Here is a 23,402-nt window from a genome sequence, read left to right as displayed (position 1 = left end):
CGACAACAACTGCGAGTTAGTTGGGAAGGGGGTTAGTTGGGTGGGGTGGGCGCAGAGGGGTCCGTGGCCGTTTTGTCCATGTCGCGGAACACCTGCTGCGCCGTCTTGAAGGCGGTGTTTGCGGCGGGGACGCCGCAGTAAATGGCGGTTTGAAGCAGGATTTCCTTGATCTCGTCCCTGCTCAGGCCGTTGGTGAGGGCCGCGCGGATGTGCATGGCCAGCTCCTCCCAATGCCCGTGTGCCACCATCGCCGTGATGGTGACGGCGGAGCGCATCTGCCGGGACAGCCCCGGCCGGGTCCAGATCCCACCCCACGCGATCCGCGTGATCATGTCCTGGAAATCTTCGGTGAAACCGTCCTTGGCGGCGTTGGCGCGGTCCACATGGGCCGCGCCCAGCACCTCGCGCCGCACGGCCATGCCGCCGTCGTAAATTTCCTGGCTGGTGGCGTCCGGCTGCACCACGCCGGAGTGCTCCGGGCCCGCTGCGCCGCTCACTGGGCGCCGCCGCGGGATTCGGACCAGGTGATGAGGTTCCGCAGCAGCTCGGCGACGTGCCCCGGCGCCTCGGCGGGTGCCAGATGGCCCACGCCGCCCAGCGTCAGCGCACTGGCCGTTCCACCGCCGGCCGTGATGCCGGCCGCCACGTCTTCAGCGAACGACGGCGGCGCAACAGTATCCTCGGCACCCGCAACCGCCTGCGTGGGAACCGTGATGCTGCCCAGGTCGGCGCGGACGTCAAACGCGGCGAGGGCTTCGCAGCAGAAGGCGTAACTGAAGCGGTCGGCGTCGCGCAGGGCGTGCAGGAGCCTGCTGCTGAGCTCAGGCTGGCGGTCCATAAAGCCCGGGGCGAACCACCGCTCCGCGGAGCCTTGGATCATCACGGGTGTGCCCTGGCTGCGGACCGTGGCGGCGCGTTCCAGCCAGCCTTCCGGCGTGCCGAGTTTGGCGCCGCTGCACTGGACGGAAAGGCTTTTGAGCCGGCTGGCGTGCTTGATGCCGAGCTGCAGGCCCGTTGCTCCGCCCAGCGAGACGCCGGCGTAGTGGAAATCCTGGCCGGGGGCGATGGAATCGACCAGGCCCACCACGGCGTCCGCCAGCTCCGCCACGCTAAATGGTTCGGCGGCGGCGGGCGAGACCCCGTGCCCAGGGAGGTCCCAGGCCACCACATCCACGGTGGGTCCCAGCAGGGCGGCGGCGTCCGTCCACAGGACAGAGGACGTTCCCAGGGAGGAGCCCACCACCAGCAGCGGGTGCTCACCGAGGGGGCGCTGCGGAGAGAGCAGCACGGCTTTCAGGGTTGGTTCAGCCACGGGGGGCTCCAATCGCGTCGGGGTGGGGACGGTCTGTGCCGGCGAAATCCGGGTAGGCCGCCAGGATACGGTGGGCGATCCCGGCGGACTCGCCCAGGTAGCCGGCCGGATCCAGGAGCTCGGCCAGCCGGGAGTCCGGGAGGACGTCCTCGGGGACGGTTTCGCGCAGGTACCGGCGGTAGGCGGCAGCCTGGTCCGCCGCGGGAACCTGGAGGGTCCTGTCCACCACCGCCTGGAGCTGCTGTTTGCCGCCCAGGCCGTCCCGGTCCGCCAGCAGCGGCGCCACGGCAGCAGCCACACCTTCGGCCAGGAGCAGGGGCCCGGCGAGGTCGAGGTTGCGGCGCATGGCGGCAGGGAAGACCTGGAGTCCTCCGGCGAGTTCCTGCAGCTGGCCAACGGCGCCGAGGGCCAGCGCCAGCAGCTGCCGGAGCGCAGGCCATTCCGCGTGCCACGCGCCGTCGGGGCGTTCGTCGTTGAAATTGGCAGCGGCGAGATGGAGCTGGGCCGCCGGCTGCGGGGCCTGAAGGGCGGCGCTGCGCACCAGCACGGACAGGACGGGATTCTGCTTCTGCGGCATGGCCGAGGAAACGCCGCGGCCGGCGGCGCGGGGTTCGGCCACCTCCGCCACCTCGGGCCGGCTGAGGAACAGGACGTCCGCGGCGGTCTTGCCTGCGGCATCAAGCACCGCGGCCAGGGCGTTGCCCAGGGAGGTGACCGGCAGGCGGTTGGTGGGCCAGGGCGCGGCAGCCGGGGCCAGGCCCAGGTGCGCGGCGAGACTGTCCGCCAGGTTGAAGGGGGTGGCAGCGGAGTTGGCGGTCAACGCGGAACCGGCCGCGAGGGTACCCGCGGCACCGCCGAACTGGACGGGGAAGCCAAGGCCCGCGAGCTGCCGTCCCGCGGCGGCGAGACCGTGGAACCACTGTGCGGCCCGCAGCCCGAAGGTATAGGGCAGGGAGTGCTGCGTCAGGCTCCGGCCCACGCAGAGGGTGGTCGAATGCGCTGCCGACAGGTCCGCGAGGGCCGCTGTGGCCCGGCCCAGGTCAGCCAGCACGGCGCCGACGGCGTTGCGCGCCACCAGCATCAGGGCGGTATCCAACACGTCCTGGCTGGTGAGCGAGGCGTGCACGGCTGCCGCAGCGCCGACGCCATGGGTGTCCAGCGCTGTGACCTGGCGGCGGAGGTCCGCCAGCAGGGGGATGACGGGGTTGGCGCCGCCCTGGGCGCGCACCGCGATGTCCGCCACGTCGTAGCGTCCGGGTTCCGCTGCGGCAGCCACAACGGCGGATGAACCGGCGGGTGCCAGTCCCGCCTCTTCCAGGACCGCAGCCCAGCCGGCTTCGACGTCGAGGATCGCAGCGAGCACCGCCCGGTCCCCCGTCAGCGCCGCCACGGACGGCGCGGCGGAGACGGGGCTGAGCAGGCCTGCGTCGGCATCCAGGCTCACTGGAAGTCCAGGAAGACTGTCTCGTTGGCGCCCTGGAAGTGGATGTCCCAGGTGAGACCGCCGTCCGGGTCGCGGCGGGCGATCAGGGTGTCGCGGCGTTCCGGGTCAAGCGAGGCCAGCAGCGGATCGTTGGCCAGCGCGGCGGTGTCCTCCGGAAGGTAGATCCTGGTGAACAGCCGGTTGGTCAGGCCGCGGGCGAAGATGGCCACGGAGATGAAGGGCGCGGCACCGGGTTCGGTGGGGCCCGGGTTCACGGTGGTGAAGGTGAAGACGCCCGAGTAGCCCACGGAGCCGCGGCCCCAGCCGGTGAAGGTGTAGCCGTCACGCACCAGCGAACCGGTCTTCTGCACGATCCGGCCTTCGGCATCCGGCTGCCAGATTTCCAGGATGGCGTCAGGTACGGTCTCGCCGGCGCCGTCGTACACGGTGCCCTGGAGCCGGATGGAACCGGCGGAGCCGGGGGCGAGGAGTTCGTTGTCCTTCTCGAAGGGCAGGGCGTAGCCGTAGAACGGGCCCACGGTCTGGCCCGGGGTGGGGACCAGCGGGGTGGTGTGGTTGCTCATGAGTGTTATTCCTCGTCGCCTTCTGCGCCCAGCGCCTCGTTTTCGGTCCAGGTCCGCTTGGGTCCGGTCAGCACGATGTCCCAGTTGTAACCCAGCGCCCATTCGGGCTCGGTGAGGCTGTGGTCGTAGCTGGCCACCAGCCGGTCCCGGGCGTCCTGGTCCACGATGGTCTGGTAGATGGGGTCCAGTGGGAAGAGCTGGTCGCCGGGGAAGTACATCTGGGTGATGATGCGCTGGGTGAACTCCGTGCCGAACATGGAGAAGTGGATGTGCGCCGGCCGCCAGGCGTTCAGGTGGTTTTTCCACGGGTAGGCGCCGGGTTTGATGGTGGTGAAGCGGTAGGAGCCGTCCGGGCCGGTGATGCAGCGGCCGATGCCCGTGAAGTTGGGGTCCAGCGGGGCCGGGTGCTGGTCGCGCTTGTGGATGTAGCGGCCGGAGGCGTTGGCCTGCCAGATTTCCACCAGCTGGCCGGCCACGGGCCGGCCGTCGCCGTCCAGGACCTTGCCGGCAACAATGATCCGCTCGCCCTGGGGCTCGCCGTTGTGCTGGATGGTCAGGTCGGCTTCCAGCGCGTGCACGTCCTGGTGGCCGAAGGCCGGGGAGTACAGCTCGATGGTTTCCGGGTCCGCGTGGTGCAGGCTCTTAGTGGGGTGGCGCAGGATGCTGCTGCGGTACGGCGGGTAATCCAGCCGGGGCTGCGTCTCTGCGGGGGCCCCGTCCTTGAGCGCCTGCGCGTAGGCGCCGGCCAGGCCGTTGATCTCGGCGCTGAGATCCTGCTGGGTCTCCACGGCGCGGTCCGCCATGGTGTGTCCTGCCTTGGGTTCGGCAGCCGGGACAAGTTCGTCCGTTTCGGTGGTGGTGTGCGGCACGGCTGGCTCCTTTCTGGGTTGCGGATGGGGTGGTACGGGATGGGTGGGGACGGTCAGCTGCGGTGCAGGTGGTCGTACTGGACGGCATGCCGGACCGGGGCGTTGGGCGCCCCGTAACCGTCGTAGCCGCCGCGCCGTTCCACCATTTCGAAGAAGACGCTGCCAACGGTGGCCGTGTAGAAGTGCAGGAATTCGCCGTCGGCGTCCCGGTCGTAGAGCAGGTTCAGGTCCTGGAGGGTGGCCAGGAAGTCCGGGTCCAGGCCGAACCGGGCGTCGAGGTCCTCGTAATAGTTGGCCGGGATCTGCAGGAATTCCAGCCCCCTGCCGCGGGCGGCACGGGCGGTGCCCACCAGGTCGTCCACCGCGAAGGCGATGTGTTCCTGGTACGTGGTCCGGGCCCCGCCGCCTTCCTGCTGGATGAGGGGGGCCAGGTTCAGGACCAGGCGCACTGACCGGTCGGCGCTGAGCATGACCTGCGAGCGGACCAGTCCGGTGGGGCTGGGCACCTCGGCGAAGGGCTGCGGCTGCAGGGCCAGGGCGCTGGTATAGAAGAGGACAGCTTCATCGAAGTGCTGCCAGGGCTGGGCGAGGTTGATGTGGTCGATCACGGCCATGCTGCCGCCGGCCGGAACGTCCAGGCCTTCGCCGAATTCGCTGGTCCAGGCCGCTGTGCGGTCCGCACTGCCCTGGCAAAGGAACACCTCGGTGGAATCCGGCGCGGCGAAGCCCTGGAAGACCTCCTCGTTGGCCTGGCTCTTGCGGGGGACCGCGGGGGCCTTAAGCTGCTGGGCGCGGGCGGCGGCAATGACGGGGGAATCGACGTCGAACCCCAGGGCAGCAATGGCCGGTGCACTGCCTGCGGCCAGGTCCGGGGCTGCCTCGTTGATGACAACCCGCGCAGCACCCATGCTCCAGAGCTGCACGTCCTTGGTCCGGTGCCGGCCGTCGAAGCCGAAGCCCAACTGGCCCAGGACCGTCTCCAGTCCTGTGGTGTCAGCGGCGCGGACCTCGGCAAAGTTCCAGCCGGCGGGTTCGGCCACCTGCGGAAGGGTTGCCAGTTCCATGGGATAACGACGCCGGGGCACAGCCGGGGTGCCGGCATTGGCATCGAGCCACTTGGCGCCCTGCTCCTCGAGCCAGATGAGCGAGCGCATGCCGTCAACGGCGGTGCGTTCCACATCCGACTGGCGGAAGACGTCGTTGAAGATCTCCAGCGATACCGGGCCGGTGTACCCGGCACGGACCACGTGGCCCATGAACTTGGCCAGTTCGAACTGGCCTTCGCCCGGGAAGACCCGGTAGTGCCGGCTCCAGGACAGCACGTCCATGGCCAGCTTCGGGGCGTCGGCCACCTGGACAAAGAAGATTTTGGCAGGGTCCAGCGCCTCGATCGGGGCCGTGTCCCAGTTGCGGGACAGGATATGGAAGGAGTCCAGGCAGGTGCCCAGGTTGGGGTGGTCCACTGCCGTGACCAGCCGGTGCGCGTGTTCGTAGTCGCTGACGAACTTTCCCCAGGCCAGCGCCTCATACGCCACTTTGACGCCGTGGTCGCCGGCGAGCGCGGCCAGTTGGCCCAGCTGCTCCACCCGCAGGTCGTCGCTGTCGATGCTCGCCGTGGCCACGTTGGAGCAGACCAGGATGGTGTCCATGCCAAGCCGGGACATCAGCCTGAATTTAGCGCCCGCCCGGCGCAGGTTGGCGGCCAGCAGGTCCCCGGGGACACTGTCGAAGTCGCGGAACGGCTGATACAGGTCAAGGGTCAGGCCCAGGTCTGCGGCCATTTTCCGGATGTCCTCCGGCGGCAGCGGCGAGGTGACCAGGTCCTGCTCGAAGATTTCGATGCCGTCGAAGCCCGCGATGGCGCAGGCCTGCATCTTTTCCTTCAGGGTGCCGGAGAGGCACACAGTGGCAATTCCGGTGCGCATCAGGCAGCCACCTCCTCGGCGGCGACGAGCTGCAGGAAATGGCTGCGCATCCGGTCCGCGTCCGGTTCCAGGCCCGTGAAGATGCGGAAGGCGTCAGCCGCCTGGCCCACAGCCATCCGGCCGCCGTCCAGCACGGTGCAGCCCTTGGCGCGGGCGTCCCGGACCAGCTCGGTGTCGATGGGCCGGTAGACGATATCCGCCACCCAGTGCCGGGATTCCACCAATTCCAGGTCCAGCGGTGCGCCGGGGTGGGCCGCCATGCCCACGGGCGTGCAGTGCACCAGCCCGTCGGCGGCAGGCATCAGCTGCGGCAGCTCCGCCGTCATCCGGCCCGTGATGGTGCTGTCCGGGAAAAAGCCGGCCAGTTCCGCGGCGCGCTGGGCCGCGCGTTCCGGGTCGACGTCCACGAGGTCCAGGGTGCGGACGCCGGCGCTGAGCAGGGCGTATGCGACGGCGGAACCGGCACCGCCGGCGCCCAGCTGGACCACGTGTTCCAGGGCAGCGCCGGGGAGGCCCGCGGCCAGGGCGGCGGCGAAGCCGGACCAGTCGGTGTTGTGTCCCACGAACCGGCCGTCACGGATGACTACGGTGTTGACAGCGCCCAGGCGACGGGCATCGGGTGAGATCTCGTCCAGGTGCGCCAGGACCAGCTGCTTGCAGGGGTGGGTGATGTTCAGGCCGTTGAAGCCGAGGCTGCGGGCGCTCCGGAGCAGGCTGCCCACTGCTTCGCCGGCCAGGCCGAGTTCCAGGAGGTCGATGGGCCGGTAGAGGTAGCGGAGGCCCAGCAGATCGGCCTCGTGTTCGTGCATGGGCGGGGTGAGGGATGGCGTAACGCCATCGCCGACCAGTCCCACCAGGTAGGACTCGGTTCGAGAACTCATCCGTGCAGCTCCTTTGGTAACGACACCCGGTGCGCGGGCCGCTCAGCGGCCGGGACAGGGGGTGTAGGGATGACAGTACAGCATTTGTTCATTGGTCGCACTACTGTTCGAGATGCGAACTTCTAGGCCGGGGGTCAGCGTTGCGGAAGCCGGTCCGCGAGCTCCGCCGCGGCTTCCAGCAGCACCGGCAGGTGCGCCTCGAGCCCTTCGACGGTGAGCCTGAAAACGGGAGCTGCGGTGGCAAGGGATGCGAAGGCGTATCCCTGGGCGTTCAGCACTGGCACGGCCAGTGCCCGCATGCCGGCCTCGTTTTCCTCGTCCATCACGGCGTAGCCCCGGCGCCGGACCGCCTCGATCTCCGCCCGGAACGCGTCCCGGTCCACGATGGTCCGGTCCGTCAGCCGCTCCAGGGGAAGCTCTGCCAGCAGGTGCTCCCGTTCAGCATCCTCGGCAAATGCCACCAGCACCTTGCCGACGGCGGTCGCGGACAGGGAGCCCAGGTGGCCGGGGTCACTGGTGACCCGGAACGTCTGCGGGCCATCCACTTTGTTGACAGTGAGGTGGTGAATGCCGTCGCGGACGCTGAGGATGGTGGCTTCAGCCGTCCGGCCCGTCACCCGGCGCAGGATGGGCAGGGCGGTCCCGGCAAAGCCGTGGTGGTTGGATACCCGCTGCCCCAGCTGGAAGACCCGCAGGCCCAAGTGGTAGCGGCGGCCATCCGGCTCATAATCCACAAAGCCATCGCGGGTCAGTGACCCCAGGAGCCGGTAGGTGGTGCTGAAGGGAAGTCCGGCCCGGCGCGAGATGTCCGCAGCACTGGCCCCGCGGGGCTCATCGCCCAGCAGGACCAGGAGCCCCAGGGCCTTGCCCACCATGTCCGTGCCGCCCGGAACCCGGGCGCCGGCGGCCCCGGGGGGCTGGCCATCAGTGTCATCGCCGGCCAGCGGCTGGGCAGTTGTGGTTTGGTTCACACTCATAGGTCGATGTTGCCACAATGTGAGAGCTATTTCCAGAGTGTGATTATTTTTCTTGACAGGTAACGCAGCTCACAGCCATCATTGCTGTATCGCACCAGTAGCTCCCACCATGCGGCTACCACCTCCGGGATTTTCGGATTCCGGCCAGCACCTCGACGCGCCCGCACCAAGGCAGCGGCAAAATGCTTTTCACTTTTCCCCGACACTGTCGTCACACAAAGGAACGCCATGAGCCAGACACGCCCGTCCGCCGGAGAGGACACTGCCACCGCGCAGGGGACGCCCAAGAAGGCGGCCCTCGCCAGCTTCCTGGGCAGCGCCGTCGAATATTATGACTTCTTCATCTTCGGCTCGGCCGCCGCCCTGATCTTCCCCACCGTCTTTTTCCCGAGCGCGGACGCCAACGCCGCCATTATGTCGTTTGCCACCTTCGGCTTTGCCTACGTGGCCCGGCCCGTGGGCGCCGTCATCCTGGGCCACTTCGGGGACCGGGTGGGACGGCAGAAGGTCCTGATGTTCACCCTGGTCCTGATGGGGGCCTCGACGTTTGTGATCGGCTGCCTGCCGGACTTCAATACCGTGGGCTGGTGGGCGCCGGCACTGCTGGTGCTGGCCCGCCTCTGCCAGGGCCTGTCGGCCGCCGGCGAGCAGGCCGGAGCCTCGTCCATGACCCTGGAACACGCCCCGGACAACCGCAGGTCCTTCTTCACGTCCTGGACCCTCACCGGCACCCAGGGCGGCCAGATCCTGGCGGCACTCGTCTTTATCCCCGTCCTTGCACTCCCGGATGAGATCAAATTCGGCATCGGCTGGCGGATCCCGTTCTGGCTCAGCGCCATTGTGGTGCTGGTGGCCTTCTTCATCCGCCGCACCCTGCACGAACCGCCGGCCTTCGCCGAGGCGCAGAAGACGGCCCAGATCTCGAAGCTCCCGGTGGCCGACCTGCTCAGGGGCCACTGGCGCGATGTGCTCCGCGTGGTGTGCTGCGCGTTCATCGCAGCCGTCTCCACCGTGTTCGGCACCCTGGCCATCAGCTACGCCAAGACCGTTGCCGGCGTTGACGGCACCACCACGCTTTGGCTGGTGGTGGGCGCCAACTTCGTGGCCCTGGGAACGCAGCCCCTGTTCGGCCTGCTGGCGGACCGGATCGGCCGCAAGCCCATCTTTATCTACGGTGCAGTGGCCAGCGCCATCCTCACCCCGGTGTTCCTGCTCAGCCTCGAATCCGGAAGCGTCCCGCTGATGTTCCTCGCCGCCATCGGCTTCTTCTCCTTCGGATACGCCGCCTCCAACGCCGTCTGGCCCTCCTTCTACGCCGAAATGTTCAGCACCAAGGTCCGGTTCTCCGGCCTGGCCATCGGCACGCAGCTGGGCTTCCTGATGGCTGGCTTCGCTCCGGCGATAGTGGCGGCCATGGGCGGCATCAAGCCCGGCGGCTGGGTCCAGATCAGCATCTTCACCGCCGTGATCTGCGGTATCGCAGCGATTTCGGCCCTCACCGCAAAGGAGTCCTTCCGGACCCCCACCCGGCAGCTCGGCCTGAAATAGCCGTCCCACCGAACCGCCGCGGCTGCCCGTGGAGCCACCCTTGCATGGGGCGGATCCGCGGGCAGCGCCGGTTAGCGGGCCAGGACATGGATTCCCTAAAAGACAACAGGTGAGGCTAACCTAAGAAGTCTCCACTTTTTGCCGGGCCCCGCCGGCGTCACAGCAAGGCGGTTCCCCGTGCGCTCCTTCCCCCGTCCCCGCGTCCTCGTGGCCGCACTGGCCACCCTGGCCCTGGCCGGCTGCGGCTTCAGCGGCTCGCAACCGGGGCCGGACCAAGGCACGGCAACAGCAGACCCGGACCAGCGGATCGTTGTGGACAACTTCCGCGCCCCGGTGGCCAACTGGGCCCTGGAATCAGACGCCGCCTACATCCTGTCCCTGTCCGGCTGCCTTGAGACCCTGGCCAGGTACGACCAGGCGGAAGGCAAAGTGGTGCCGTCACTGGCCACCGAGTGGAAGCAGACCTCCCCGCTGGACTGGGACTTCACCATCCGGGAGGGCGTCTCCTTCCAGGACGGCACGGAGCTCAGCGCCGAGTCGATTGTGGCGGCACTGAACCACGTCCTGGACGCCAAGGTCCCCGCCCGCGCCTTCAACCGGACCATGATCAGCAGCGTCAGCGTTGTTGACGCCGGCACAGTCCGCGTCAGCACGCCAGCCGAAAACCCGCTGGTCCCGTACCGCCTGGCCAGCGTCAACACCGGCATCCTGGCTCCGGCCGCCTACAAGGAAACCGAGGTGGACCCGTTCGGCCACTGCACCGGACCGTTCACCCCAGTCTCCGAGAAGGCCAAGCAGTCGCTGACCCTGGACCGCAACGAGAACTACTGGGGCGGGGACGTCCAGCTCGCCGGCGCCGAAATCCGGTTCATCACCAATGGCGCTACCCGGGCGGCCCAAGTGCAGACCGGCGAAGCCGACATCTCCCTGTCCATCCCGGTCGCCAGCCTCGCCACCCTGAAGGGCGCTGCGGGCGTCACCGTGCTCGGCGCCGATTCGCCACGGACCGCCACCCTCTACATGAACAACGGGCGCGCCCCGCTGGACAACGTGGACGTCCGCAAGGCAATCCGGGATTCCCTGGACCTGGACGCCTTGGCCGCCAGCGTCTACGAAGGCGCAGCATTGCCAGCCACCGGGCCGTTCGCCCCCTCCGAACCCTGGGCAGGCGAAGGCCGGGAGCAGCAGAAACAGGACATCGAGTCAGCCAGGAAGCTGCTGGCCGGCGCCGGCTACACGGCAGACCGGCCGCTGGAGATCATCGCCATTGTGGAGCGCGCAGAATTCGCCGACGTCGCCGCGGTCATCCAGGAGAACCTGAAGAACATCGGCATCCCGCTCTCCATCCAGGCCAAGGAATACGCCTCGGCCGAACCGGACGTACTGGCCGGCAACTACGACATGCTGCTCAGCCAGCGGAACCGGCTGATCGACATCGCCGATCCCATCGGCTTCCTGACCGCCGACTACACCTGCAAGGGCACCTACAACCTGAGCCGCTTCTGCGACGCCGAGTACGACAGGATCATCGCGGACGCTGCCACAACCGTGGACACCACCGAACGGTACAAGCTGTACGCGGAAGCCGGCCGGATCCTCCAGGACAAGGCGGTGAACGCCTGGTTGGTCAACGAACAGGCCACCGACGCCGTCCGCACCAACGTCCTCTCCTACGTCCAGGACCCGCTGTCCCGCTATGTTCTGACGGCGAAGACGGCCAAGTCCGCCTCCTAGTCCTCCGGAACCGACCGAATGCTGCAGTTCATCACCAAACGAACGGCCACCTTGCTGGCCGCCGTTGCCGTGTCCTCCTTTGCGGTGTTCCTCATCCCCTACGTCACCCCGGGCGACCCGGTACGGAAAATCATCCGGTCCAGGGTCGCCGGGGACGCCATCGACGACTCGTCCGTCCAGGCCCTGGCCCAGAACCTGGGGCTAAACGAATCCCTGGCCACCCAGTACTTCCGCTGGCTTGGCAACTTCTTCAGTGGCGACATGGGCCTGTCCTACGTCAGCCGCACACCAGTGGTGGAGCAGGTCCTGCCCGCGTTGGCCGTCACCCTCAGCCTGGTGGCCATGTCGCTGGGGCTTGCGGCAGCCGTCGCCCTGCCGCTCGGCATCATTTCCGGTCTTCGCCCGGGGAGCATGCCGGACAAAGCCATCACGGGGGTCACCCAGGCGCTGATCGCCATGCCGGAGTACTGGGTGGCGCCTGTCCTGGTCCTGGTCTTCGCCCTCAAGCTGTCAGTGCTGCCCACGGCCGGCTGGAACGACCTGTCATCGGCAGTCCTTCCCGTCTTCACTCTTGCCCTGCGACCCATCAGTTTCTTCACCTCTGCGGTCCGCGCCGGCATCATCGACGCCGCGGCCGCAGACCATGTGCCGGCAGCCCGGGCGCGCGGCCTCAGCCACGCCCAGTCGATCATCCGGCACGTCATCCCGAACGGGATGGTTCCGCTCTCCACGCTGTTCGCCGTCTGGTTTGCCGGGCTGCTGGGCGGTTCCGTGATTGTGGAGGTGATCTTCGCCGTGCCGGGTATGGGCAGGCTGCTTTTCGACGCCGTCATCAACAGCGACATTCCGCTCGCGCAGGGCGGCGTGGTGGTTGTGGTGGCACTGGCCGTCGGCGTGACGACACTGGCCGACTTCGTCCATCGCCTTATCAGCCCCACGGTGGGAGGTTCCCTTGCGTAAACGGATGACGGTGACCACGGTTGCCGCGGCTGTCCTTGCCCTGATCGTCCTGGCCGTGCTGCTGGCGCCGTGGATTTCACCCTACCCGCCCGCAGAACAGCAGCTCGCGCAGTGGCTGGCGCCGCCGTCGGCGGATCACTGGCTGGGCACGGACAACCTGGGCCGGGACACGCTGAGCCGCATCCTGGAGGGCGGCCGGTTCTCCATGTCGGTCGCCGCGCTGGCGACGGTACTGACCTGCCTGGTGGGCGTCGCCGTCGGAATCATCAGCGCCCGCCGGCGTGGCTGGGTGGATGAATTCCTGACGCGCACCAACGATGTCCTGCTGGCCCTGCCGGAAATGGTGGTGGCGCTGTTCATCGTGGCCGCCCTCGGCACCGGGTTCTGGCCGCTCCTGCTGGCACTGACCGTCACCGGGTGGACGCCCTTCGCCAGGCTGGCCCGCACCCTTGCCTACGACGTTTCGGCACGGGGCTTCGTGGACGCGGCACGGGTGGTGGGCTGTTCGCCGTGGTTCATCATCTTCCGGCACGTCCTGCCGCACCTCGCCGCGCCCATCCTCGGCCAGGCGACGCTAAGATTCGGGCACCTGCTGATCAGCGTCGGCGCCCTCTCCTACCTGGGTCTGGGCGTCCAGCCGCCGCAGTCCGACTGGGGCTCCATGCTTGCCGCGGCCCAGCCGTTCGCAGACCGCGCACCGCTGGGAATCCTGGCGCCTGGCCTGGTCATCTTCACCGTGGCCCTCTGCGTGACGCTGCTGGGCCAGCGGGCCGCACACATGGCCGCGGCGCCGCTGCTCCTGCCCCAGGCGGCACATCAATGAGCGCACGCCTGGTCCTGGCCGACCTGGACGTGAGGCACGCGTCCGACGGCGGCCCGAACCCTCGGCGCCTGCTTTCCGGTGTCTCGCTCGCCGTTGAACCCGGCGAGTTTGTTGCGCTGGTGGGCAGTTCAGGTTCCGGCAAGACGCTGACCGCAATGTCCTGCCTGCGGCTGCTGCCGCCGAACCTTGAAATTGCCGGCGGATCCATCCGCTTGGGAGACCTTGACCTGACCCGGGCCACCGAAGCGGAGCTCAACAAGGTCCGCGGCGGCCGCTTGGGAATGCTGTTCCAACAGCCTAAACGGATGTTCAACCCCAACCGGACCATCGGCTCCCACCTCAAGGAGCCGCTGCGCCTCCATGCCGGGCTTCGCGGCGCCAAGGCCCGGGCCCGGGCTCTGGAACTGCTTGAGGAGGTTGGCTTCGCCGATCCGCTTCGCGGCATCCGTTCCCACCCGCACCAACTCTCGGGCGGGATGGCCCAACGCGCCATGACAGCCCTCGCGCTGGCCGGGCAGCCGGACATGCTGCTGGCCGATGAGCCGACTTCCGCCCTGGACAGGGTCCTGGAACGCCAGGTCCTGCAACTGCTGGACCGGGAACGGCGCGAGCGCGGACTGGGCATCCTGTACATCACCCACAACCTCGCCACCGTTGCCGCGTACGCGGACCGGGTCCTGGTCATGAACGCCGGCAGCATCGTGGAAGCCGGTCCGGCCGGCGAGCTGCTCACCCGGCCTGCGACGGACTACGCCCGCGACCTCCTGGCCGCAGCGCAGTTGGCACCGGTTTCCCGCCGTCGTCCGGCTTCGACAGAGCGTGAGGTCCTTGTTATGGATAAGGTGGGCAAGCACTTCGGGCCCAAGCGCGCCAGGTCCGCGCTTGAGGACGTTTCGCTTACCCTGCGGCGCGGCGAAATCCTGGGTGTCCTGGGCCAGTCGGGGTCCGGCAAAAGTACGCTGGCGAAAGCCATCGTGGGGCTTGAGGCACCCAGCACCGGGACCATCACGCGGCGGCTGGACGGCGCCGCCGCGCACCTGCCCACCGCCGTGCAGCTTGTCTTCCAGGAACCGCACAGCGCCTTCGACCCCCGGCTGACGCTGCGGGCCAGCCTGGCGGCCCCGCTCAGGCCGCACCGGTCACTGACGCCGGCCCAGCGGGATGAGCGCATTGCGACCGCCATAAAGGAAGTGGAACTGGACGCGGGCCTGCTGGACCGGCGTCCCGGCCAGTGCTCCGGCGGGCAGCTCCAGCGGGCCACCATCGCCCGGGCCCTCCTGCTCGAACCGCAGGTCCTGATCTGCGACGAAGCCACCTCCGCCCTGGACGCCCTCACCCAACGGACCATCTTGAACCTGCTGCTCCGCTTGCAGCGGGAGCACAACCTGTCCCTCATCGTCGTTTCCCACGACATGGATGTGGTGCGCTACATGTGCGACCGGGTGGCCGTGCTGCTGGCGGGCCGGGTGGTGGAAGTGGCCGAAACCCGCGACTTCTTCGCAGCTCCCCAGCATCCACACAGCCAGGCCTTGGTGGGGGCGTCCATTCCCTGCCGGGCCGACGGCCTGTGGACCATGCTGGATGCCAGGACCCACGCCGCCCGTGCCGGGCTCAGGGGCGAAGCCCCTGAGCGCTGACCGCCTACGGCCGCCCCGTCGCCAGCACCGCGGCCAGGTCGAAGCTGACGGGTTCCTCCAGCTGGGCATAGGTGCAGGAGGCGGGATCACGGTCCGGCCGCCAGCGGGAGAACTGTGCCGTGTGCCGGAACCTCTCCCCCTCCATGTGGTCATAGCGCACTTCCACCACCAGTTCCGGCCGGAGCGGCACAAAGGAGAGGTCCTTGCCCCCGCTCCACCGGCTGCCTTCCGCCTTGCGGGGCGTCCGCTCCCCTTCTTCCTGCCGGGCCCATGCCCACGGATGCTCCTCGAGGTCCGTGACCAAAGGCTGCAGCTCAGCAAACAGCTCCTGGCGCCGCTTCATCGGGAAGGCGCCGATCACGCCGACGCTCGCCAGCCCGCCGTCGTCCTTGTACAGGCCCAGCAGCAATGATCCGATGGCGTCCGGGCCGCTCTTGTGCACCCGGTAGCCGGCCACCACGCAGTCCGCGGTGCGTTCATGCTTGATCTTGAACATCACGCGTTTGTCCGGCTGGTAGGTTCCGGCAAGGGGTTTGGCCACGATCCCGTCCAGCCCTGCCCCCTCGAACTGCCGGAACCAGCTCCCGGCCGTGTCCTTGTCGGTGGTGGCGGCCGTGAGGTGGACCGGGGCGCGGCTGCCGGCGAGCGCCTCCTCCAGCGCCGCCCGGCGTTCGGCGAACGGCCGGCCGGTGAAGTCGTCGTCGCCGAGGGCCAGCAGGTCAAAGGCCACAAACGACGCCGGGGTCTCCCCTGCCAGGAGGTTCACCCGGCTCGCGGCGGGGTGGATGCGCTGCTGCAGGGCATCAAAGTCGAGGCGGTCCCCGGCGGCGCCCACCAGGACGATTTCGCCGTCCACCACGCACCGCGGCGGCAAGTTCTTCTTCAACGCGGCCACCAGTTCCGGAAAGTAGCGGGTCAGTGGTTTTTCGTTCCGGCTGCCGATCTCCAGGTCGTCCCCGTCGCGGAAGATGATGGACCGGAACCCGTCCCACTTGGGTTCGTAGCTCAGCTCCCCTTCCGGGATGCCGCTGACGGCTTTGGCGAGCATGGGCGGGACGGGCGGCATCACGGGGAGTTCCATGGACCCCATTCTGTCCCCGGACCGCGGCGGGCGGAACCCCGCCGCGGGGTGCGGGCGGCTACTTTTCGTCCGGCCCCAGGTCCGGTGCGGCGACGAACTGCACGGTCCGGGTGGTGCTGCCATGCAGTTCCAGGATGGCCAGTTCGTTGCGGCCCGGCTGCAGCAGCGGCCCCGGAACGTAGAGGGTCCGTTGCGGCCCCCGGCTCCAGTAGCGGCCCAGGTTGAAGCCGTTGACAAACGCGTTGCCCTTGGTCCAGCCGTCCAGCCGCAGGTAGCGGTCGGCAGGCTCGTCCACCTCGAAGTCCGCAAACGCAACGGACGGCCCCGGCACACCGGCATCCGCCGCAAGGTCCGTCGCGGCGGCGCGCAGGCTGCCCAGCTTTCCAACGTCCACCGCCTGGATGTCCCAGTCCAGCAGTTCGCCGCCGTTGAGCTTCACGGGCGCCATCAGGCCCTTGAATTCGCCGATCCGCCGGCCGTAGTTCACCCGGCCCTGGTCCTCCACCAGGACCTGGAGCAGCCCGCCGGACGGGATGGTGATGGCCCGTTCCCCCAGTTCGCGGCTGAGGACACCCACCGGCGAGCCGGCCAGGAAAAACTGCGCCCGGTCCCGGACCTCCGCCACGGTCAGGACGCCGCCGCGGTCCACTTCGGTGCTGTAGAGGGTGAAGCCGCGGTATTGCCCGGCGTCCTCGGTGGTGGGCGCCGGCCCGGCCAGGGTGCGGGGCCCGCCCAGCAGGTCCAGGGAGCCAAGCAAACCGGCGGCCGAGGTCACGGCCACCTCCGTTTCGGCGGCAGGGCGCCGTCGGGAGGGCATCTCCTCCGGGACGGGGAAGTGTTTGGCGATCACGTCCCGGAAGGCGAAGTATTTGTCCGTGGGGTAGCCGTCCTCGCTGAGCGGGGCGTCGTAGTCGTAGGAGGTGATGGTGGGCTCGTAGATGCCCTTGTCGTTGGCGCCATTGGTGAAGCCGAAGTTTGTGCCGCCGTGGAACATGTAGACGTTTACGGAGGCGCCGGCGCTGAGCAGGGCATCGAGTTCGGCGGCAGAGGCGGCAGCGTCGGTGGTGTGGTGGTGGGTGCCCCAGTTATCAAACCAGCCGTTCCAGAATTCGGCGCACATCAGCGGTCCGGTTGGCTGCCGTTCCCGGAGGAAGGCCAGCCGCTCCGCCGTCCGGGACCCGAACGTCCCGGTTTTGTGCAGGAACGGCAGCGAGCCGTCCTCGATCATGCTGCCGAAGGGCTGGTCGCAGGTGAACAGCGGCACGTCAACGCCGGCATTCAGCGCGAAATCGACGAGGTGCTGCAGGTAGGCCTTGTCGTTGCCGTAGGCGCCGTACTCGTTTTCGATCTGCAGCAGGATGACCGGCCCGCCCCGGCTGACCTGGCGTTCGACGACGATGGGCAGCAGGCCGGCCAGGAACCCATCCACGGCGGCCAGGAAGCCTGGTTCGCTGCTGCGGACGCCGATGGACGGGTCCGTGAACAGCCAGGCGGGCAGGCCGCCGTTGTCCCACTCGGCGCAGATGTACGGCCCCGGCCGGACAATGGCCTGCATCCCCTCCGCCTGGACCAGATCCAGGAACCGGGCCAGGTCCAGGCGCCCGTTGGTCAGGAACGTGCCGGGTTCCGGCGAGTGCTCGTTCCAGGGCACGTAGGTCTCGATGGTGTTCAGGCCCATCAGCCGGGCCTTGTGGATCCGGTCCGCCCACTGGTCGGGGTGGACCCGGAAGTAGTGGATGGCGCCGGAGAGGATGCGGAACGGTGCGCCGTCCAGCAGGAAATCCTCGGTGCCGATCTCGAAATGTCCCATCCGGGGTGCTCCTTCTTAAGTGGTTTTGGCGGGCTGCGGCCCGCGGGTTTGGTGCGGCCGGGGATCGGCCGGCAGTGCGGCGCCGGCGCGGGGCAAGGCGCCGCGGCTGGGCACTCCTGCCTGCTCAAGGAATCCCTCAAGCGCCAGGGTTGCCATGCCCAGGGTGACGGCGTTGCCGACGACGGTGGACAGTCCCACACGCACCACGCCCCCGGCGCTGGGCAGCATCTCCCGGGCCAGGTGTTTCTCCGTGGCCTGAAGCAGTTCGGGGCCGATGTTGGCCGCGGTCCAGCCCAGGATGCTGACGTGGTCCGGGTTGATGAAGTTGATGAGGTTGCCCAGGGCGGCGGCGAAGTACCGGCCCGTGACGTCCAGCAGTTCGGTGCAGTCGGGGTCTCCGGCGGCCAGGCCTTTGGCGACGGCGAGGACGAATTCCCGCTGCCGGTCCGCCGTGAGGAGGGGGTGGCCTGCGTTGATTTCCGCCATGGTCTGCTGCAGGCCGGGCACCCCCAGGTACGCCTCCACACAGCCGTGCCGGCCGCACCGGCAGAGCCGGCCGCCAAACATGAGGGTGGTGTGGCCCCATTCCCCGGCGGTGTTGCTGGCGCCCCGGACCAGCTCACCGTCCAGGGCAAGGCCGGCGCCCACACCGGTGCCCAGGTTCACGGCAGCGATGTTGGCCACCAGGCGGCCGGCGCCGAACCAGAGCTCGGACAGGGCGATCGCCCGCAGCGGGTTGTCAACGTCCACCGGCAGCCCGATCGCGTTGCTGAGCAGGGCCTGGATGTTGACCTCGTGCCAGTCCCAGTTCGGGGCGAAGACGGACACCCCCCGCTGGGGATCCACCTGGCCCGGGAGGCTGACGCCGACGCGCACCAGCGAGCTGCGGGCGATTCCGGCGTCTGCGGCGGCCTGGTTGATGACCCCTGCCACCCGGCGGACCAGGGCCGCCGGTTCGTTTTCCTCGATGCCCAGGGCACTTTCGGCCTTGCCGATTACACACAGGGAGAGGTCGTAGATGTCCACGTGGATGTACGTTTCCGCGATGTCCACCCCCACCAGGGTGCCGCGTTCGGGGGATATCTTCAGCCGGGTCACGGGCCGGCCGCCGCCGGAGTCCTCGCGCCCGGCCTCCACCAGCACCCCGGCCTCGATCAGCTCGCCCACAATGCTGGAGATGGTGGCGAAGCTCAGTCCCGTGGCGGAGGCCAACTCCTGGCGGGTGGCGGTGCGGAGGGCATAGAGGCCGCGGAGCAGCGCGAAGCGGCTTTCATTGCGGATGTCCCTGGACGTTCTTTTCGGCATTGGTGTGTTTTCGTTGTTGGTGCGGATCAGCTGGCGGCCGGACGGCACAGCAGGGAGTCGAGGGTGCCGGCCGCGGTGCCCCGGCATTCGAGCAGGAGCGTCAGCCTGGCGTCCGGTTTTATCATAGGGGCCGGCAACCAGATCACGCCGGGGTCGCCGCCGCGGAGCTCCAGGTCACTGCCGGACTCTTGCCCGCCGGGGAAGAACCGCCCCAGCCGCTGCCCGTCGAGCCACACGCTGGCCATCAGGCCTGACCCGGCCGCTGCCAGGAAATACCCGTGTCCCGGCTGCAGCGCTGCAGTGTCCGGGACCAGCCAAACTGGCTGGCCGGGGCGGACACCCACCGGCAGCGGTTCCGCCGCGGATTCAACCGCCGCGGTCCCGGCGGCAAGCGCCAGGGCGTCCAGGTGCTGTTGGGGCAGTGCCTGCACGTCCCAGTCCCGCAGCGGCGTTCCCGACAGCAGCGTCACGGCCACGGACGGGGCCGACGGGTCATGGGTCAGGCTGACCGCCACGTCCCAGCTGTCCGCACCGGCCGGCAGGGGCAGGTAGGGGTTTTCGGCGGGAACGGCCACGGAAGGACCGCCGTCCACCCGCACCTGCACGGGAGCGGCCAGCCCGGCAAAGTGCAGCCACGCCTCCCCCTGCAGGGGAGCCGGAATGGTTTTGCGGTATTCGATGCCGGCGCCCAGCCGTGTGCTGCTCCAGCCGCCGAACCTGCGGACGGCGCCGCCGGGTGCGGCCCATTGGTCCGGGCCGTGGACCCGCCACAGCCCGGAGACGTCTGTGGCGGCGATGACGGCCAGGACGGTCCCTACCCCGCGCAGCGAGCCGAGGGCCAGCGCGGGCAGCCGGACGTCGTCGAAATTTGCGTGGCCCCAGATTTCGACGTCGGCCACCACCTCGCCGCCGGCGGCGGGCAGTTCCACATCCATGCCGGCGCCGTAGGGAATCCTGGTGCCCAGAGGCACTGATCCGCCGGCCGGAGTGCTGTGGTGGGAAAAGTCCACGATGTCGGCGGCCCCGTGGATAAGAAGCCGGCGGCAGCCTGCGGGAACAGCGGCCCGGTACCGGGCCCGGCCGGCATACACATCGACTTCCTCCAGCGGCGGCGCCGCGGCGTGCCGGGTTGCCGGAATCCCGGTGAAGGGCCGGGCAGCAAGGGTGCGTCCGGTGGAAAGCCCGACGCCGGCACCCGGGCTGGCCACGGCGCCCGTCGTGGGTGCCGCGGACGTTGCCCACGCCAGCCGGGTGCCGTCGTCGAACGCCACCTCGCCGGGACCCGCCGCCACGTCCACGATGAGGAAGCTGCCGCTGTGGCCGGCGGTGCCGGACAGCACTGTGGTGTCCCGGTCCGTCGAGAGCACCAGCACCGCGCCCGGGGCGGGCGCAAACGTGAGGTTCAGGACGCCGGGGGCAGCGGCGCTGGCCGTCAGTTCGGCCGTGGCCAGTTCCAGCACGGCCGGCACGCCCCAGCCTGCCAGCGGCAGGCCGGCCAGGAGCAGCGGGCAGTGGCCGGCGGGAACCAGGGCCGTGGCGGTGGCCCCGGCATCGGTCTTGAGCTGCAGCATCCCGTCCGTGCCGGACAGGTTGGGCAGCCCGGCCAGGAACCCGCCGCCGTCGAGCGCCAGCACGGGCCGGACGCTGGACGTGGCGAAGTCGGGCACCAGTTCCAGCGGCGCGGCCAGGACGGGCGCCGCGCCTGCCAGCCGGACGCCCAACGCACCGATCACCGCCGCCAGCCGCTGGCCTTCGGCGTACTCCGGCCGGGTGGCGCCGTCGGCTGCCACGTAGCCGCCGAAGTCGTAGCTGTGGGTCATAAAGTTGCCGGGGTTTCCCCAGTTTCCGGCGGACGGGTTCAGGTCGAAATTCCAACCCGAGCTTTGCAGGTAGGGGGCCAGCAGGCGGGCACCCGAGAGGAGTCCGCGGCGCAGTGTCAGGTGGAGCCGGTTGGTTTCCGTGATAAGCAGCGGGATCCCCCGGGCGGCCAGTTCCTGCTGGTACGCCAGCACCTCGGCCTCAACGTCAGGGGAGGCGTCGTCCGGGTAGAAGTTTGCGGCCGGCACCACACCCCGGGCGTTGCCGGTGGCGCCGGCAAGGTCGCCCTGGCCGGCGCAGGCAATGATGGGAACCGTGATCCCGGCAGCCCTGGCCGCGTCCGCGAGGGCTTCCACGTAGCCGGTCCGGTCCTCGCAGTCGAAGAAATCCAGTTCGTTCTCCACCTGGACCAGGACCACGCTGCCGCCGTTGCCGTGCTGGCGTTCGGCGATCAGGGGCAGTACCTCCCGGTACCAGGCCAGCGCCTGGGACAGGAAGCGCGGCTCGTTCTGCCGGACCCGGAGTTCGGGATCCAGCCCCAGCCAGGCCGGCAGTCCTCCGCCGTCCACCTCGGAGCAGATGTACGGGCCGGGGCGGGCCATCACCAACAGGTCCTCCTCGGCGGCGAGGTCCAGGAACCGCGCGATGTCCCTGGCGCCGGTGAAGTCGAACGTGCCGGGCCGGAGCTCGTGGAAGTTCCAGGGAAAGTAGACGTCCACGGCGCGGTACCCTGATGCGCGGACCAGCCGGAGGCGTTCGCGCCACTGCTCCGGAGGAAGCCGGAAGTAGAACAGCGAGGAGCACAGCAATACCTCGGGGCCGCCGTCGATCAGCAGCCGGCCGTCCTCGAGGCGGACGCTGCCGCCGTCGGAATCCTGCATCATTTCACCCCTGCGCTGCCGGTGGTGATGTTCATTTCGTACATGTATTTCTGGCCGAAGTAGTAAATGATGATCATGGGCAGGGACAGGAACACGGTGCCCACCATGACCAGGTTCCACGGCGGTGTCTGCAGTTCCTGGCTGGTGCTGGTCAGCAGCTGGACGCCCAGCGCCAGCGGCATCTTGGTGTCGTCGTTGATGTAGATCAGTGGGCCCATGAAGTCGCCCCAGGTGAAGGTCAGGGTGAAGATGGCGATGGCCATCAGGACCGGGGTCATCATGGGCAGCACAATCCGGCGGAAGATGCCGAAGTAGCCCAGCCCATCCACCATGGCAGCCTCATCCATTTCCAGGGGCAGCCTGGAAACAAACTGCCGGATCAGGAAAATGTTGTAGGCGTTGCCGAAGAAGTTGGGGATGATCAGCGGCAGGAACGTGTTGATCCAGCCGAGCTCCTTGAACAGGATGAACTGCGGGATCATGGTGATCTGGGCAGGGATCATCATGGTGGCCAACACAATCATGAAGGTGATGTTTTTACCCTTGGCACGAAGCCGGGCGAAGGCGTAGCCCACCAGCGCGGAGGAGAACACTTGCCCCACGGTGGCGAACACCGAGATGATGACGGAGTTCAGCACAAAGTTGCCCACCGGCTGCTGGGTCTGGAAAATCCGCACGAAGTTGTCCCACTGGAATTCTGTGGGGATCAGTGAGAAGCTGCCGGATGCCACCGTCTGGTCGCTGCTGAGGGCGATGGAGACCACAAACACCAGCGGTGCGAAGAAGATGGCGGATGCCACCGTGAGCCACCCGTAGGTGAAGGCGGAACTTTTGTAGACCTTGAGGGCGGCCATCAGTTCTTGACCTCGGTTTCGTAGAAGACCCACTTGCGTGAGGTGGCGAAGGCCAGGACGGTCAGTGCCATGACGATGAGGAACAGCACCCAGGAGATGGCGGAGGCGTAGCCCATCCGGTAGTTCCGGAAGGCCTCGTTGAACAGCAGCGGGACCACCATCTGGCTGGCGTTGTCCGGCCCGCCCTGGGTCAGGATGTAGACCTGCGCAAACACCTGGAACGCACCGATGATGCCCATGATCAGGTTGAAGAAGATGATGGGGGTCAGCTGCGGAAAGGTGATGCTCCAGAACTGGCGGATCCCGGAGGCGCCATCGATTTCTGCCGCTTCGTAGAATTCCTGCGGGATGCCTTTCATACCGGCCAGCAGCAGCACGGTGGCACCGCCTGCCTGCCACAGGGACAGCAGGATGATCGCAGGCTTGACCCAGTCGCTCTCGAAGAGCCAGGCGGGACCGTCGATCCCGAACACGGCGAGGAACCTGTTGAGCGGGCCGGAATCGGGTGCCAGCACCATCTGGAAGATGAGGGCGACGGCGACGATCGGCACCAGGTGCGGCAGGTAGACCAGGGTGCGGAACAGCTTCCGCCCCTTCATCTGCTTGTTCAGCAGCGCGGCCAGGAACAGCGCGATGGCCATGCCCAGCGGCACGGAGAAGAACGCGAAATAGAACGTGTTCCAGAGGGATTTATGGAAGATCTCGTCTTCGGTGAAGAGCCGGACGTAGTTGGCAACGCCCACCCAGTTGGGGTCCGTGAAGGAGTCCCAGTCCGTGAAGGACAGGTAGATGGAGGCCAGCATGGGGCCGAGCAGGAACACCACAAATCCGATGATCCAGGGTGAGATGAAAAGCCAGAAGAACCTGGCTTCCTTGCGGCGCATGGCGCTGGGGCGGGCCTTGCGGGGGTTGGGCGCCTCCCGCGCCGGGGCGGGGCCCGGCGCGGAGGTGGGCTTCTGCAGGACTGACATGGCCGTCTG

19 protein-coding genes are annotated in these 23,402 nt (G+C 68.5%); 5 read left to right on the top strand and 14 right to left on the bottom strand.

The window, feature by feature from the left end:
• Positions 1–32: 32 nt before the first annotated feature.
• The 8 genes from pcaC to QRN07_RS13880 all read right to left on the bottom strand — a co-directional run bounded on the left by pcaC (position 33) and on the right by QRN07_RS13880 (position 7,869).
• Positions 33–497 (bottom strand): 4-carboxymuconolactone decarboxylase, encoded by a 465-nt coding sequence (gene pcaC / locus QRN07_RS13915; RefSeq protein WP_285241320.1) that lies wholly within the window; start codon positions 495–497, stop codon positions 33–35.
• Positions 494–1,312 (bottom strand): alpha/beta fold hydrolase, encoded by an 819-nt coding sequence (locus tag QRN07_RS13910; protein WP_050687552.1) that lies wholly within the window; start codon positions 1,310–1,312, stop codon positions 494–496. The genes pcaC and QRN07_RS13910 overlap by 4 nt, the downstream gene beginning before the upstream one ends.
• Positions 1,305–2,756 carry a lyase family protein gene (locus tag QRN07_RS13905; RefSeq protein WP_285241319.1) on the bottom strand — a complete coding sequence of 484 codons (1,452 nt, stop codon included), beginning with the start codon at positions 2,754–2,756 and terminating at the stop codon, positions 1,305–1,307. Before QRN07_RS13905 ends, QRN07_RS13910 begins: the two co-directional genes overlap by 8 nt.
• Positions 2,753–3,319: a protocatechuate 3,4-dioxygenase subunit alpha gene (pcaG, locus tag QRN07_RS13900; protein ID WP_056599251.1), complete on the bottom strand. Its 567-nt coding sequence runs from the start codon at positions 3,317–3,319 to the stop codon at positions 2,753–2,755. The genes QRN07_RS13905 and pcaG overlap by 4 nt, the downstream gene beginning before the upstream one ends.
• 5 nt (positions 3,320–3,324) lie before the next feature.
• Complete coding sequence (gene pcaH / locus QRN07_RS13895; RefSeq protein ID WP_056599254.1) at positions 3,325–4,188, bottom strand: protocatechuate 3,4-dioxygenase subunit beta; 864 nt, start codon at positions 4,186–4,188, stop codon at positions 3,325–3,327.
• A 53-nt stretch (positions 4,189–4,241) separates the two neighbouring features.
• Positions 4,242–6,113: a bifunctional sugar phosphate isomerase/epimerase/4-hydroxyphenylpyruvate dioxygenase family protein gene (locus tag QRN07_RS13890; RefSeq protein WP_285241318.1), complete on the bottom strand. Its 1,872-nt coding sequence runs from the start codon at positions 6,111–6,113 to the stop codon at positions 4,242–4,244.
• Positions 6,113–6,994, bottom strand: coding sequence for a shikimate dehydrogenase (locus QRN07_RS13885; RefSeq protein ID WP_285241317.1), 882 nt, complete (start codon positions 6,992–6,994; stop codon positions 6,113–6,115). The genes QRN07_RS13890 and QRN07_RS13885 overlap by 1 nt, the downstream gene beginning before the upstream one ends.
• 134 nt (positions 6,995–7,128) lie before the next feature.
• Positions 7,129–7,869 carry an IclR family transcriptional regulator gene (locus QRN07_RS13880; RefSeq protein WP_285241367.1) on the bottom strand — a complete coding sequence of 247 codons (741 nt, stop codon included), beginning with the start codon at positions 7,867–7,869 and terminating at the stop codon, positions 7,129–7,131.
• A 330-nt stretch (positions 7,870–8,199) separates the two neighbouring features.
• Here QRN07_RS13880 and QRN07_RS13875 point away from each other — a divergent pair, with 330 nt between their 5' ends.
• From QRN07_RS13875 to nikE, 5 genes are all read left to right on the top strand, one after another.
• Positions 8,200–9,519, top strand: a complete 1,320-nt coding sequence (locus tag QRN07_RS13875; RefSeq protein WP_285241316.1) for an MFS transporter — start codon at positions 8,200–8,202, stop codon at positions 9,517–9,519.
• Positions 9,520–9,696: 177 nt separating this feature from the next.
• Positions 9,697–11,253 (top strand): ABC transporter substrate-binding protein, encoded by a 1,557-nt coding sequence (locus QRN07_RS13870; protein WP_285241315.1) that lies wholly within the window; start codon positions 9,697–9,699, stop codon positions 11,251–11,253.
• A gap of 18 nt (positions 11,254–11,271) precedes the next feature.
• A complete protein-coding gene (locus QRN07_RS13865) occupies positions 11,272–12,213 on the top strand; it encodes an ABC transporter permease (protein ID WP_285241314.1) in 942 nt (313 codons plus the stop codon).
• A gap of 4 nt (positions 12,214–12,217) precedes the next feature.
• Positions 12,218–13,036 carry an ABC transporter permease gene (locus QRN07_RS13860; protein ID WP_285241313.1) on the top strand — a complete coding sequence of 273 codons (819 nt, stop codon included), beginning with the start codon at positions 12,218–12,220 and terminating at the stop codon, positions 13,034–13,036.
• Positions 13,033–14,673, top strand: a complete 1,641-nt coding sequence (gene nikE / locus QRN07_RS13855) for a nickel ABC transporter ATP-binding protein NikE (protein WP_285241312.1) — start codon at positions 13,033–13,035, stop codon at positions 14,671–14,673. Before QRN07_RS13860 ends, nikE begins: the two co-directional genes overlap by 4 nt.
• 4 nt (positions 14,674–14,677) lie before the next feature.
• Here the strand turns inward: nikE and QRN07_RS13850 are convergent, their stop codons facing one another.
• The 6 genes from QRN07_RS13850 to QRN07_RS13825 are packed head-to-tail and all read right to left on the bottom strand — an operon-like array spanning position 14,678 to position 23,393.
• A complete protein-coding gene (locus QRN07_RS13850; RefSeq protein ID WP_285241311.1) occupies positions 14,678–15,754 on the bottom strand; it encodes an ATP-dependent DNA ligase in 1,077 nt (358 codons plus the stop codon).
• 58 nt (positions 15,755–15,812) lie between these two features.
• A complete protein-coding gene (locus QRN07_RS13845; RefSeq protein WP_285241310.1) occupies positions 15,813–17,564 on the bottom strand; it encodes a glycoside hydrolase family 35 protein in 1,752 nt (583 codons plus the stop codon).
• Positions 17,565–17,579: 15 nt separating this feature from the next.
• Positions 17,580–18,869: an ROK family transcriptional regulator gene (locus QRN07_RS13840; RefSeq protein WP_285241309.1), complete on the bottom strand. Its 1,290-nt coding sequence runs from the start codon at positions 18,867–18,869 to the stop codon at positions 17,580–17,582.
• Positions 18,870–18,895: 26 nt separating this feature from the next.
• On the bottom strand, positions 18,896–21,571 hold the full coding sequence (locus QRN07_RS13835; RefSeq protein WP_285241308.1) for a beta-galactosidase: 2,676 nt from the start codon (positions 21,569–21,571) through the stop codon (positions 18,896–18,898).
• A complete protein-coding gene (locus tag QRN07_RS13830; protein WP_050683819.1) occupies positions 21,568–22,422 on the bottom strand; it encodes a carbohydrate ABC transporter permease in 855 nt (284 codons plus the stop codon). The genes QRN07_RS13835 and QRN07_RS13830 overlap by 4 nt, the downstream gene beginning before the upstream one ends.
• Positions 22,422–23,393, bottom strand: a complete 972-nt coding sequence (locus tag QRN07_RS13825) for a carbohydrate ABC transporter permease (protein ID WP_200933649.1) — start codon at positions 23,391–23,393, stop codon at positions 22,422–22,424. The genes QRN07_RS13830 and QRN07_RS13825 overlap by 1 nt, the downstream gene beginning before the upstream one ends.
• Positions 23,394–23,402: the final 9 nt, after the last annotated feature.

The sequence above is a fragment of the Pseudarthrobacter sp. MEB009 genome, from assembly GCF_030208875.1.
GTDB lineage: Bacteria > Actinomycetota > Actinomycetes > Actinomycetales > Micrococcaceae > Arthrobacter.
This window is presented reverse-complemented; position numbering and strand designations above follow the sequence as displayed.

What these genes read in the sequence shown, in the direction of transcription:
- pcaG (WP_056599251.1), bottom strand. Translation starts at nt 3,319, where the DNA reads ATGAGCAACCACACCACCCCGCTGGTCCCCACCCCGGGCCAGACCGTG.
- QRN07_RS13890 (WP_285241318.1), bottom strand. Translation starts at nt 6,113, where the DNA reads ATGCGCACCGGAATTGCCACTGTGTGCCTCTCCGGCACCCTGAAGGAA.
- QRN07_RS13885 (WP_285241317.1), bottom strand. Translation starts at nt 6,994, where the DNA reads ATGAGTTCTCGAACCGAGTCCTACCTGGTGGGACTGGTCGGCGATGGC.
- QRN07_RS13880 (WP_285241367.1), bottom strand. Translation starts at nt 7,869, where the DNA reads ATGGTGGGCAAGGCCCTGGGGCTCCTGGTCCTGCTGGGCGATGAGCCC.
- QRN07_RS13875 (WP_285241316.1), top strand. Translation starts at nt 8,200, where the DNA reads ATGAGCCAGACACGCCCGTCCGCCGGAGAGGACACTGCCACCGCGCAG.
- QRN07_RS13865 (WP_285241314.1), top strand. Translation starts at nt 11,272, where the DNA reads ATGCTGCAGTTCATCACCAAACGAACGGCCACCTTGCTGGCCGCCGTT.
- QRN07_RS13860 (WP_285241313.1), top strand. Translation starts at nt 12,218, where the DNA reads ATGACGGTGACCACGGTTGCCGCGGCTGTCCTTGCCCTGATCGTCCTG.
- nikE (WP_285241312.1), top strand. Translation starts at nt 13,033, where the DNA reads ATGAGCGCACGCCTGGTCCTGGCCGACCTGGACGTGAGGCACGCGTCC.
- QRN07_RS13850 (WP_285241311.1), bottom strand. Translation starts at nt 15,754, where the DNA reads ATGGAACTCCCCGTGATGCCGCCCGTCCCGCCCATGCTCGCCAAAGCC.
- QRN07_RS13845 (WP_285241310.1), bottom strand. Translation starts at nt 17,564, where the DNA reads ATGGGACATTTCGAGATCGGCACCGAGGATTTCCTGCTGGACGGCGCA.
- QRN07_RS13840 (WP_285241309.1), bottom strand. Translation starts at nt 18,869, where the DNA reads ATGCCGAAAAGAACGTCCAGGGACATCCGCAATGAAAGCCGCTTCGCG.
- QRN07_RS13835 (WP_285241308.1), bottom strand. Translation starts at nt 21,571, where the DNA reads ATGATGCAGGATTCCGACGGCGGCAGCGTCCGCCTCGAGGACGGCCGG.
- QRN07_RS13830 (WP_050683819.1), bottom strand. Translation starts at nt 22,422, where the DNA reads ATGGCCGCCCTCAAGGTCTACAAAAGTTCCGCCTTCACCTACGGGTGG.
- QRN07_RS13825 (WP_200933649.1), bottom strand. Translation starts at nt 23,393, where the DNA reads ATGTCAGTCCTGCAGAAGCCCACCTCCGCGCCGGGCCCCGCCCCGGCG.